This is a genomic window from Bradyrhizobium sp. 521_C7_N1_3 (assembly GCF_052075975.1).
Lineage (GTDB): Bacteria > Pseudomonadota > Alphaproteobacteria > Rhizobiales > Xanthobacteraceae > Bradyrhizobium > Bradyrhizobium japonicum.
Window position 1 is genome coordinate 3,224,543 of record NZ_CP197232.1, and the last position, 12,086, is coordinate 3,236,628.

Here is a 12,086-nt window from a genome sequence, read left to right on the forward strand (position 1 = left end):
GAGCACATGAACATCACCAGGCGCCAGGCGCTGATCGCGGGCTCCACATTGGCCGGCGCATCGATGCTGCCCGGGCGGCTCCGCGCCGAGACCAAGCAGGTATCGCTCGCCTTCGGGCCGGTGTCGCCGGTCTACGCCATCGGCATGATTGCCGAGCTGAAGGGTTACTTCAGGGACGAAGGTCTCGACTCCAAGCTCGTCACCGGTAACGCCGGCACGTTCGGCCGTCAGACGCTGGCGGCGGGACAAGCCGTGTTCGCGCATGGCGATGCCAGCCACCCGCTGCAGCTCAGTGCGCGCGGCAAGCCCTGCAAGATTCTGCTCGCAACCGAGATGGTGTGCTCCTACGCCAACATCGTGGTCCGGCAGGACCTTTACGACGGCGGTATCAATTCAGTCGAGAAGCTCGCCGAGTACAAGCGGCCCGATGGCGCCAAGCCGATCGTAGCTGCCACCGCGATCGGGTCGGGCACCTGGGTGTTCGGCACCTATGTGTTCGAAACGCGCGGGCTCGGCGACAGGGCGAACTGGGTCGCTGGCGGCGGGCCCAACACGATGTTTCCATCGCTGCAGACCAAGCAGTTCGACGCCATCATGGCGCCGCCAAGCTGGATCGTCGAGGTCGAGAAGAAGGGCTTCGGCAGGACGATCTACGACACCTCCAAGCCCGGCGTATTCGAGAAGGATTTCGGCGGGACGCTGCCCGTGCTGGTGATCTACACGCTCCAGGACACGATCGAGCAGGACAAGGCGATGGTGCAGGCCTACGTGAACGCGATCCACCGCGCGATGGCCTTCGTGAAGGCGACGCCGCTCGCCGACGTGCAAGCACTGGTCACGCCGAAATATTTCTCGGGCATCGATCCCGATGCGGTCAGCGCCGAGCTCGGCTTCGACAAGTCGACCTGGGCCTATGACGGCGTCATCGACAAGTCCTCGTTCGAACGCGGCGCCAAGCCCTGGTACCGCAAGGGAACGGATATTCCCGAGACGAGATACGAGGACGTCGTCGACATGAGCTTCCTCCAGGCGGCGAGGGTGAAATACAAATGATCGCCGCGCCAGGCCCGGGATTCGCGCTCGCGCGAGGCGAGGTTGAGAGAGCGGAGACGCGAACCCGCATCGCGGTGCGAGGTCTCGCCAAGCGCTTCAACGCATCCGGCCGCGAGTTCGTGGCGGTCGATGACGTTTCCTTCGAGGTCAAGCAGGGCGAGTTCGTCGCGCTGCTCGGTCCATCCGGCTGCGGCAAGAGCACCATTCTCAACATGGTCGCGGGGCTATTGCCGCGCTCGGGCGGACGCATCCTGATCGATGAGGACATGGTTGAGACCGGCAAGGTCAACCCCAGGGTCGGCTATGTCTTCCAGCGCGACACGCTGTTTCCCTGGCGAACCGTGGAGCAGAACATCGGCTATGGGCTGGAGATCGCGGGGCTGCGAAGGACCGAGCGCGCCGGGCGCGTCGCTTCGGCCGTCGAGAAGGCCGGGCTCTCCGGCTTTGCACAGAGCTTCCCCAGCACGCTGTCCGGCGGCATGCGCCAGCGCGTCGCCTTGATGCGCACGCTGATCATGGAGCCCGAGATCCTGCTGATGGACGAGCCGTTCGGCGCGCTCGACACCCACACCAAGCTCGAGATGCACAAGACGCTGCTGGAGATCTGGGAACGCGAGCGGCAGACCGTGCTGTTCGTGACCCACGATCTCGGCGAGGCCTTGACGCTGGCGAGCCGCATCATCCTGCTCTCGGCCCGGCCCGGGCGGCTCAAGGAAGATTTCGACGTCGCCATCCCGCGGCCGCGCGACCCCGTGGCCGTGCGCGAGACCGCCGAATTCGGCCGCCTCTACTCTCACATCTGGCATTCGCTCGGCGAAGAATTCCGCCGCACCAGGGCCGAATGATCATGTCCAACAGCCGTAGCGCCGTCCTGTTCTGGCAAGTGGCTATTCTCGTGGTGGTTCTCGTCGTCTGGCAGTGGGGCTTCGAATGGAGCAAGGCGCTGTTGCCGAAGGCCTATGTGCCGAAAATCCTCGATCCGTATTTCGTCGCCAAGCCGTCGTTGATCTGGCAGAGCTTCCTGCGGCTTGGCTGCTTTGCCGATCCCGCCGGCTTCGCCGCCTGCATCAACGGCAACGACAACAATTTGTGGCTCGCCACGCTCGTCACGCTGAAGAACACCTGGTGGGGATTTCTTTTCGGCTCCGCGAGCGGAGTAGCGGCCGGCCTGGTCCTCGGCCGTTCGGACTTCCTGGCCCGCGTGTTCGGGCCCTACGTCGTGGCGCTCAACTCCATACCGCGCATCGCGCTGGTGCCGCTCGTCATCCTGATCTTCGGCCTCGGCGATCTCTCCAAGATCGCCACGGCATGGCTCGTCGTGTTCTTCGTGGTGTTCTTCAACACCTTCGAGGGAACGCGTGCGGTCGACCGCGACCAGATCGCCGCTGCCCGTCTGCTCGGCGCCAGCGAATTCACCGTGCTGCGCACGGTCGTGATCCCTTCCGCACTGGCCTGGGTGTTCGCGTCGCTGTTGCCGGCGGTGTCTTTCGCGCTGATCGGCGTCATCGTCGGCGAGTTCATCGGCGCGGAGCGCGGGCTCGGCAAGCTCATCATCGAAGCCGAGGCGCGCGCCAATGCCAGCGAGATGATGGTTGCCATCTTCGTCATGATGTTCGTCGGAATCCTGCTGGCGATCGCGGTCCGCTCGCTGCAGTCCTACCTGCTGCGATGGCAGCCGCAATTCGGGCCGTCGGCATAGCAGTCTGGAAGCACGGCCTCAGCGCGTGAACCGCGCCACCAATTCCACGTGCGGCGTGTGGCGGAACTGGTCGACCGGGACCACGGTCTCGATCCTGTAGCCGCCGTCGATGAGGAGCCGGGCGTCGCGGGCGAAGGTTGCGGCGTTGCAGGACACCGCGATCACGACAGGGACCTTGCTCGCAGCGAGTTTCAGCGCCTGCGCCTGCGCGCCCTGGCGCGGGGGATCGAACACGACAGCGTCGAAGTCGCGCAGCTCCGGCGGCACCAGCGGGCGGCGGAACAGGTCGCGCGGTTCGGCCTTGATCGGCTTCAGCCCTGGTGTGCGCGCAGCCTTCACGAGCGCCGCGACGGCGCCGGCGTCGTTGTCATAGGCGGTGACGCGCGCCTTTTCCGCGAGCCGGAGAGCGAACGGCCCGACGCCGCAGAAGAGGTCGAGAACCTCCTTGGCCTTGCCGACACGCTCGGCGACGAGCGACGCCAGCGTCTCCTCACCCGCGACCGTTGCCTGCAGGAACGAGCCCGGCGGCAGCGTCACCTCGGCGCGGCCCATCCGCACCGTCGGCGGCAGGCGTTGCAGCACCAGCTCGCCATGACGCGTTAGCCGCGCCAGCCGATGCTGCTCGGCGACGCGCGAGAGCGCCGTGACCAGCGGCGTCGGCAGCGGGCCGGAGCCGCGCACGTCGACATCGAGGCCGTTGGCGGTCGCGGTGACCTGGATGTCCAGCGGCTTCGTCACCGACATTCTGGACGTCAGGGATTCGGCAAGCGCCCAGGCGGCATCGAGCGCGCGCTCGAGCCCGGGATCGAGGATCGGGCAGCGATGGATCGGGATCACGTCGTGCGAGCTCGCCGCCGAGAAGCCGACCTTGAGGACGTCATGCGTGCCGAACCGGCCGTGCAGCGTGACGCGCCGGCGGCCGGCACCATGGGCATCGACCAGCGGCGCCACCCCGCAATCGATGCCGGCCTGGGCCAGCGTCTCGACCACGATGCCGCGCTTCCAGGCGTGGTACGGCGCGGGCGCCCAGTGCTGGATGGCGCAGCCGCCGCAGATGCCGAAATGCGGACAGAACGGCGCGATGCGATCGGGGCTGGCGACATCGACCGCGAGCAGCTTGCGGCGGTCGGGATGGTTGCCGGCGACGTGGTCGACCTCGACGGTCTCGCCGCCAAGCGCGTAGGGCACGTAGACGGCATCGCCCGCTGCGAGCGAGACGCCGTCGCCGCGATGGCCGACGTGATCGATCCTCACGCGCTCAACCACGGCGCGCGCCCAGGAAGAATTCGATATTGCCGTCACCGCCCGTGATCTGGGAGGGGAACACCTCGATGCCGGTGCAGCCGAGCGAAGCGGCAAAGGCCGCGATGTCGTCGCAGATCTCCTGATGCACAGCGGCGTCGCGGATAATGCCCTTCTTGTTGTGCTTTCGCTCAGCCTCGAACTGCGGCTTGATCAGCGCCAGCAGGCTCATCGGTGCCGCTGCCAGTGACAGCGCCACGGGCAGCACCGTCTTGAGCGAGATGAAGCTGACGTCGATGACGACGACGTCGGGCCGCGCCGGCAGCCGTTTGCCGTCATAGCTGCGGATGTCGGTCTCTTCCATCGACACGATCTTGGGATGGTCGCGCAGCGAGGCATGCAGCTGGCTGGTGCCGACATCGATGGCGAACACGAGGCTGGCGCCGTTCGCCAGCAGCACCTCGGTGAAACCGCCGGTGGAGGCGCCGACATCGAGGCAGACATGGTCCTCGATCTCGATGGGGTAGCGCTCCAGCGCGCCGGCGAGCTTGACGCCGCCGCGCGACACATAGGGATGCGCAGGCTCGGCCACGATCACCGCGTCCTCGGCGATCGTCTCCGAGGGTTTGGCGACCTGCTTGTCGTCGGCGGTGACGAGCCCGGCCTCGATCGCCGCGCGCGCCCGCGCCCGGCTCTCGAACAAGCCGCGCTCGACCAGCAGAACATCCGCACGCTTGCGGGCAGGGGACATCGGATCTCCGAAAGGCGACTGAAACGTCTATGGTGCGATCAATCGCGCGGCCGCCATCCGGACGCAAGCCTCGAACGCGGCCAGATCGTGCCAGACGTCGATCGGCATCTGCGCCGGCGTCACCAGCGGGCAGCCGTGCAGCTCCAGCGCATGGATCATCATGAGGTTGTCGACGAGGCCAAAATCCTCGACCGTCAGCCCCTGTGCATCGACCAGCCGCCCGTCCTCGGAGGTCACGTCCATGAAGCGGCCGACGCGGTCGGCATAGACGGCGCCGTCGTTGGAATAGGCCAGGCAAAACTTGCGGCGGCCGGCCATGTAGCCGAGCTCGTAGACGGTGCCTGGGTCGGCGCCGGCACCGCGGAACGGGGTGAGGTTGGCGATGATGGCATCAGCTTCGTCCATCATCACCTCGTTGCCGCAAAAGATCTGCCGCGAGGCGTCGGGCGAGGTGAGATCGATGGCGTTGTCGAGGGGATAGAGGCCGGTGAGCCCGTAGCGAGCGCAGATCGCAGCCTTTTGCCGGCCGATCTCAACCGCATCCGGCAGGAACACGTCGGGGCCTGCCAGATAGATTTTCATGGCGCCAAAGCCGAAAGTTTGGATCGAGGTGTGAGCCGCAGCGCACGCTCTGCTCCCTCCCCCGCTTGCGGGGGAGGGCCGGGGAGAGGGTGCCTCCTCAATCGAGAACCCCCGAGAGGAGAGAACCCTAACCCGGATCGCATGCGCGATCCCACCTCTCCCGCGAGCGGGAGAGGTGAATCAACCTCAGGCCAGCTTGACCGTCTCGGCCTTGACGTCCTTGCCCAGTGCCTCGAACACCTTGGCGACGATGCCCTTGGCGTCGAGACCGGCGCGGCCGTACATCGCGGCCGGCGTGTCGTGGTCCTGGAACACGTCGGGCAGCACCATCGAGCGGAACTTGACCATGCCGCTGTCGAGCGCGCCCTGATCGGTCAGATACTGCGCGACATGCGAGCCGAAGCCGCCGACCGAGCCTTCCTCGATCGTGATCAGGATCTCGTGGTCGCGGGCGAGCTTGAGAACCAGCTCGGTGTCGAGCGGCTTCATGAAGCGCGCATCGGCGATCGAGGTGGAGAGGCCGTGGGCGGCGAGCTCGTCGGCCGCCTTCTCGCATTCGGCGAGGCGCGTACCGAAGGAGAGCAAGGCGATCTTGCTGCCCTGGCGAATCATGCGGCCCTTGCCGACCTCGAGCGGAACGCCGACTTCGGGCATCTCGATGCCGCGGCCTTCGCCGCGCGGATAGCGCAGCGAGCTCGGACGGTCGTCGATCGCGACCTGGGTCGCCACCATGTGCACGAGCTCGGCTTCGTCGGCCGCCGCCATGATCACCATGTTCGGCAGACAGCCGAGATAGGCGTTGTCGAACGAGCCGGCATGCGTCGCGCCATCGGCGCCGACGAGACCGGCGCGGTCGATGGCGAAGCGGACGGGCAGGTTCTGGATCGCGACGTCATGCACGATCTGGTCGTAGCCGCGCTGCAGGAAGGTCGAGTAGATCGCGCAGAACGGCTTGTAGCCTTCGCTCGCAAGACCGGCGGCGAACGTCACCGCGTGCTGCTCGGCGATGCCGACGTCGAAGGTGCGGTCCGGGAACGCCTTGTTGAAGATGTCGACGCCGGTGCCCGATGGCATCGCCGCGGTGATGGCGACGATCTTGTCGTCCTTCTGCGCTTCCTTGACGAGGCTCTGGCCGAACACGTTCTGGTAAGCCGGCGCATTCGGCTTGGCCTTGGCCTGGGTGCCGGTCGCGACGTCGAACTTGACGACTGCGTGATACTTGTCGGCGGAAGCTTCCGCCGGGCCATAGCCCTTGCCCTTCTGCGTCACGACGTGGACCAGGATCGGGCCGGTCTCCATGTCGCGCACGTTCTTCAACACGGGCAGCAGATGGTCGAGGTTATGACCATCGATCGGGCCGACATAATAGAAGCCGAGCTCCTCGAACAGCGTGCCGCCGTCCATCATGAAGCCGCGCGAATATTCCTCGACGCGGTTGGCGCGGTTGGCGATGATCTTGGGCAGGCGCTTGTTGATCTGCTTGGCCGCATCGCGCAGCGTGCGATAGGTCTTGCCGGAGTAGAGGCGCGACAGATAGGCGCTCATGGCGCCGACCGGCGGCGCGATCGACATGTCGTTGTCGTTGAGGATCACGATCAGGCGCGAGTTCATGGCGCCGGCGTTGTTCATGGCTTCATAGGCCATGCCGGCTGACATCGCGCCGTCACCGATGACCGCGATAACGTTGTTCTTGCCGCCGGAGAGGTCGCGCGCGACCGCCATGCCGAGGCCGGCGGAAATCGAGGTCGAGGAATGCGCTGCGCCGAACGGATCGTAATCGCTCTCGCTGCGCTTGGTGAAGCCGGACAGGCCGCCGCCGGTGCGCAGCGTGCGGATGCGGTCGCGCCGGCCGGTGAGGATCTTGTGCGGATAGGCCTGATGGCCGACGTCCCAGATCAGCCGGTCGCGCGGCGTGTCGAAGACGTAATGGATCGCGGTGGTGAGCTCGACCACGCCGAGGCCCGCGCCGAAGTGACCCCCGGTCACCGAGACGGCGTCGATGGTCTCTTGCCGCAGCTCGTCGGCGACCTGGCGAACCTGCTCAATCTTGAGCTTGCGCAGGTCATCCGGCGTATGGATGGTGTCGAGAAGCGGCGTTTTACTGTATGCGTTCACGGCGATTTCCAATTTGTCAGCGCCGGAAGATCGTTCCGGTGCGCGATGGGTTTGCACAATATCGGCGCAGCGCGAGTCCTTAAACCGTCGGAGCCACCTGCATGGGGCAGGGCCCCGTATTCAAGCTTAGGTGAGCTTAGGTGCGCTCCGGTTCAGTCTCTGTGATCCCTGTCACTTAGATCGGCTTCGTCCGTCCCAGCCAATTTCATTAGCAGTTTGAAGCGCTTGTCGTCGGTAATTTGTGCCCACGCAAGGCTTGCAAAAAGCCACACTCCGCGCAGCTTTACACCAAAGCTTGGGCCAAAGCCAACCCGCAGGGTCGTTTAGGGGTATGCACCTGCAACCCGCGGGCCAGCTTGGTTAATCCTGGCGCCGGCGGATGGGTTCCAGTCTTGCCCGGTTCCTCGGCTGCATTTTGGGCAAGAGCAAGGCCGTTTTGGCCAGATTCGCGAGCCCGAGCGGCCCCGGCCGGGGAACTCGTCGATGTCATTACCTGGCCGCCGAGGGATGTAAGCCCAAACAGCGGCGTGCGATCATGAAAAATTGCAGGTGGCCGATGCTTGAGGCGGGCGGCTTGAAACGGGGACCTTACTGCACGTCAAGCGGTGCGGTGCCGGTGGCTTGGCCGCTGGCATCGGTGGTGATCTTGTCGACGCGTGCCTCGGCCTGGCGCAGCAATTCCTCGCAGCGGCGCTTCAGCGCCTCGCCGCGCTCGTAGATCGTCACGGATTCCTCGAGCGGTACCTTGCCGTCCTCGAGCCGCTTCACGATGGTTTCGAGCTCCTCGATGGCGCGTTCGAAGGTGAGCCTGGAGACGTCGACTTGGGTATTTTCGGCCATATCCGTTTCCGATTGCCCGGTTCGCTTCGCGTGAGAAAAAGCTCAGTTTTGCGGGCCTAATGTGGCGGGTGCGTCAAGCGCCCATCAGGGCGCCGACATGCGCCGTAACAGATTCTTTCAATCCTTGCAGGTCATAGCCGCCCTCGAGCACCGAAACAATGCGGCCCCCTGCGGACTTGTCGGCAAGGTCCATCAGCTTGCGCGTGACCCAGGTGTAGTCCTCCGCGCGCAAATTCAGCGAGGCCAGCGGATCGCGGTAATGCGCATCGAAGCCCGCGGAGATGACGAGGAGCTCGGGGCTGAATTTTTCGAGGCGCGGCAGGATCAGATGCTCGAACGCGGCGCGGAATTCGGGGCCGCCGTCTTCGGAAGCGAGCGGCGCATTGACGATGGTGTCGTGGTCGCCGCGCTCACCCTTCGCGCCGGTACCCGGAAACAGCGGCATCTGATGCGTCGAGCAGTACATCACGGTCGGATCGGACCAGAAGATGTCCTGCGTGCCGTTGCCGTGATGCACGTCGAAATCGATGATGGCGGCGCGCTGGATGCCGTATTTGCGCTGCGCATGACGCGCGGCGATCGCGGCATTGTCGAAGAAGCAGAAGCCCATCGGCTTGCCGATCTCGGCGTGATGTCCGGGCGGGCGCACCGCGACGAAGGCGTTGCGATGCTCGCCATTCATCACCGCTTCGGTCGCAGCCACTGCGCCGCCGACGCCGCGCATCACCGCTTCCCACGTGCCTGGAGACATCGAGGTGTCGCCGTCGATATAGACCTGACCGCTGTTCGGCGCGATGTGGCGCAGCTCGGTGACGTAGTGCTCGTTGTGGCACAGCGTCACGAGATCGAGATCGCCTTCCGGTGCCAGGTCGCGCGCCAGGAACTGGAAGCGCTCCTGCGACAGCGCTTCCTCCACCGCCCGCAGGCGGTCGGGCCTTTCAGGGTGTCCCGGCGGCGTGACGTGGTCGAGGCAGGCCTTGTGGGAGAGGAGAAGCGTGCTCATCAGGTCGGCCTCACAGGGAACGGGCTCTTGACGTCGCTTGGCGCATCCCGAGCCAAAACGCAAATGCAAAACGCAATCTAGGCGCTTGGGCGGGGATGGCAAAGGGTGGTTCCGGACAAGTCCGTTTGATCCGGATCAATTCACGCGCAGGATGCGGGTGGGTGGCAGCGGACCGATCGGTCCGTGTGCCCTGAAGAAGGCGAACAGCGCGTCCGCGTCGTAGCCGCCATATTGCTGCGCTGTGCCTTGTTTGGCGGCCGTAAAACCGTCGCCGCCGACGGCGAGGTAATCGTTGACGGTGACGCGGTAGCCGCTTCCGGGCTCGATCGGCTTGCCGTTGAGCGTCATCTTCTCAAGGCTGATTCGCTCGCCGAACGGTTTCGTCGCATCCCAGCTGTAGCTGAACCCGTTCGAGACCTGGAGAATCCGCGGGCGCTTCGGATCGAGCCATTGCTGCTCCAGCATGTCCTTGAGCTGGCTGCCCGTGAGCGTCATCGTAACGAGGCGATTGCGGAACGGCTGGCTCGCGAACAGTTCACCGAACGACACCGCGCCGTTCTCCTTCGGGACAATGTCGGTGCGGATGCCGCCGGGATTGGTGAGCGCGATGACAGCGCTGCCATCCTTGGCGTCCTTCGTCGCGGCGAGCTGCGCGTCCGCGATGACGTCGCCGAGCGCGCTCTCGCCGGCCTCGTTCGGCACACGCGACAGCGTCTGCGTCACCGATCCGGCCGGGCGATTCGCAATCGGTGCCGACAGCTTGTCATAGGCTTCGATCAGGGCGGTCTGTTCGGGATCCTTCGCCAGCGAGGCATTGGCGACGATGACGTTCTCGGCTTTGGCGCTGACGATGTCGCGGGTTGCAGGATCGAGCTTGAGGTCGATCGCGGTGACCAGCGTGCCGTATTTGTCGCCGCTGGTGACGAGCCGCCCGTCGATGTCGCAGACATAGGCGCGGTGGGTGTGGCCGCTGACGACGACGTCGACGGCACGGTCGAATTTCTTGACGATGTCGACGATCGGCCCCGTAATGGCAGGGCATTCATTGTAGTCGCCCGAGGGCTCGCCGCCCTGGTGGATCAGCACCACGATCGCCTCGACGCCACGCGCCTTCAGCTGCGGCACCAGCGCGTTCACCGTCTCGGCCTCGTCGCGGAATTCGAGCCCGGCAATGCCTGAGGGCGAGACGATGCCCGCGGTCTCTTTCAAGGTGAGGCCGATGAAGGCGACGGGGATGCCCTCGAACTCCCTGATCTCGTAGGGCGGCAGTACGCTCTTGCCGGTCGCGGTCTCGATGGTGGAAGCCGCGAGATAATGGAATTTGGCGCCCGTGAAGGGATGCGGCCCCTGGCAGCCGTCGACCGGATGACAGCCGCCGTTCTGCATCCGCAAGAGCTCGGTCTTGCCCTCGTCGAACTCGTGATTGCCGACCGAGGTGATCGCAAGTCCCATCATCGAGAGCGCCTCGACCGAGGGCTCGTCGTGAAACATTGCCGACAGGAACGGGCTCGCGCCGATCAGGTCGCCGGCGGCAACGAAGATCGTGTTTGTGTGCCCCTCGCGCAGCTGCTTGACCAGCGTCGCCATGTACTCCGCGCCGCCGGCCGCGACCGTCACCTTCTTGCTCTTGTCCTCGGGATCCCCGATCCGGATGCCGCCCGGCGGCGGACGCAGATTGCCGTGGAAATCGTTGATCGCGAGAATGCGCAGCTCGACGGGCGCGGCGGTCTGGGCCGAGGCGGGGTGGGTGGCAAGGGCGAGTGTGAAGGCAGTCAGGCGGAAAAGATGTCGCATGGAACCAGAGTAAACGGTCCGCGCGAAGATTTCACGAAGCATTGTCGTGAACGCGCCGCCGTTCTTCCCTTCTCCCCCTGTGGGAGAAGGTGGCGCGAAGCGCCGGATGAGGGGTTGTCTCAGCGAGTCATGCTGCGAGAGGAGAACGTGCAGAGAGAGACCCCTCACCCGTCTCGCCGCTACGCGGCGAGACACCCTCTGCCACAAGGGGCGAGGGGAAGAGCCCCTACCGCTTCTTCCGGTTTGCAAACGCCTTGAACGCGGCAATCGCCTCGCCCGACTTCAGCCGCTCGCCGAACAGATGAGCCTCCTGGTCGATGCGGCGGGTGAGCTCCTCGGGTGCGGCGCGCAGCAGCTTGCGCGAGGCCGCGACCGCCTCGGCCGGCAGCCGGCAGATATCGCGCGCCACCTTGCGCGCCTCGACCTCGGTATGTCCCGGCGAGACCACGGTGTTGACGAAGCCTGCCGCGTGCGCCTCTGCGGCGGTGAAAGTCCGCCCCATCACCAGCATCGCGAAGGCGCGCTGGTAGCCCATCGTGTTCGGCATCAGGAGGCTGGCCGCGCCGACCGGAACGAGCCCGAGATGGATATAGGGCGCGGAGAAGGTCGCGGCGTTCGAGGCGAGCACATAGTCGCAATGAAACAGCATCACGGTGCCCATGCCGATCGAGGCGCCATCGACGGCCGCGATGATGGGCTTGACGTTGAGGGCGAGCGAATAGAGAAATTTTGCGCCGTCCGACAGCGTCTCGGAATTCGGTTCGGCCTGCATGAAGTCGTCGATATCGTCGCCGGCGGTGAACACGCCGGAGCCGCCGGTGATGATCATGCAGCGGATGTCGGGGTTGTTCTGTGCGGTGTCGATCGCGCGGCTCATCTCGCGATACATGTCCTGCGTGATCGCGTTCTTCTTGCTTGGACGGCGCAGGGTGATGACGCGCGTTCCGCGCTCTTCGGTGACGATGATGTTGCCATTCGGCATGAGAGCCCCCTGCGGTCGCCGCGAC

General features: G+C 65.4%; 11 protein-coding genes. 3 read left to right on the forward strand and 8 right to left on the reverse strand.

Going from position 1 to position 12,086, the window contains the following annotated elements:
* Window positions 1-6: 6 nt before the first annotated feature.
* The 3 genes from AB7008_RS14990 to AB7008_RS15000 are packed head-to-tail and all read left to right on the forward strand — an operon-like array spanning window position 7 to window position 2,752.
* On the forward strand, window positions 7-1,053 hold the full coding sequence (locus tag AB7008_RS14990) for an ABC transporter substrate-binding protein (protein WP_441258964.1): 1,047 nt from the start codon (window positions 7-9) through the stop codon (window positions 1,051-1,053).
* Complete coding sequence (locus AB7008_RS14995) at window positions 1,050-1,898, forward strand: ABC transporter ATP-binding protein (RefSeq protein ID WP_304493163.1); 849 nt, start codon at window positions 1,050-1,052, stop codon at window positions 1,896-1,898. The genes AB7008_RS14990 and AB7008_RS14995 overlap by 4 nt, the downstream gene beginning before the upstream one ends.
* A 2-nt stretch (window positions 1,899-1,900) precedes the next feature.
* Complete coding sequence (locus AB7008_RS15000) at window positions 1,901-2,752, forward strand: ABC transporter permease (RefSeq protein WP_028170162.1); 852 nt, start codon at window positions 1,901-1,903, stop codon at window positions 2,750-2,752.
* A gap of 18 nt (window positions 2,753-2,770) precedes the next feature.
* On the opposite strand, the gene AB7008_RS15005 is transcribed toward AB7008_RS15000, so the two are convergent.
* From AB7008_RS15005 to AB7008_RS15040, 8 genes are all read right to left on the reverse strand, one after another.
* Window positions 2,771-4,018 carry a class I SAM-dependent RNA methyltransferase gene (locus tag AB7008_RS15005; protein ID WP_304493165.1) on the reverse strand — a complete coding sequence of 416 codons (1,248 nt, stop codon included), beginning with the start codon at window positions 4,016-4,018 and terminating at the stop codon, window positions 2,771-2,773.
* On the reverse strand, window positions 4,011-4,745 hold the full coding sequence (locus AB7008_RS15010; RefSeq protein ID WP_304493166.1) for a TlyA family RNA methyltransferase: 735 nt from the start codon (window positions 4,743-4,745) through the stop codon (window positions 4,011-4,013). Before AB7008_RS15010 ends, AB7008_RS15005 begins: the two co-directional genes overlap by 8 nt.
* A gap of 27 nt (window positions 4,746-4,772) precedes the next feature.
* Window positions 4,773-5,327 carry a nucleoside 2-deoxyribosyltransferase gene (locus AB7008_RS15015; protein ID WP_304493167.1) on the reverse strand — a complete coding sequence of 185 codons (555 nt, stop codon included), beginning with the start codon at window positions 5,325-5,327 and terminating at the stop codon, window positions 4,773-4,775.
* A gap of 186 nt (window positions 5,328-5,513) precedes the next feature.
* Entirely contained in the window at window positions 5,514-7,442 is a 1,929-nt protein-coding gene (gene dxs, locus AB7008_RS15020) for a 1-deoxy-D-xylulose-5-phosphate synthase (RefSeq protein WP_014497197.1), read from the reverse strand.
* Between the two features lie 588 nt (window positions 7,443-8,030).
* A complete protein-coding gene (locus tag AB7008_RS15025; protein ID WP_008132970.1) occupies window positions 8,031-8,282 on the reverse strand; it encodes an exodeoxyribonuclease VII small subunit in 252 nt (83 codons plus the stop codon).
* A 73-nt stretch (window positions 8,283-8,355) separates the two neighbouring features.
* The gene (locus tag AB7008_RS15030) at window positions 8,356-9,285 is read right to left on the reverse strand and encodes a histone deacetylase family protein (protein WP_304493168.1); all 930 of its coding nucleotides are present in this window, start codon (window positions 9,283-9,285) and stop codon (window positions 8,356-8,358) included.
* A gap of 135 nt (window positions 9,286-9,420) precedes the next feature.
* Complete coding sequence (locus AB7008_RS15035; protein WP_304493169.1) at window positions 9,421-11,079, reverse strand: bifunctional metallophosphatase/5'-nucleotidase; 1,659 nt, start codon at window positions 11,077-11,079, stop codon at window positions 9,421-9,423.
* Window positions 11,080-11,305: 226 nt separating this feature from the next.
* Window positions 11,306-12,061, reverse strand: coding sequence for an enoyl-CoA hydratase-related protein (locus AB7008_RS15040; protein WP_304493170.1), 756 nt, complete (start codon window positions 12,059-12,061; stop codon window positions 11,306-11,308).
* Window positions 12,062-12,086 lie beyond the last annotated feature (25 nt).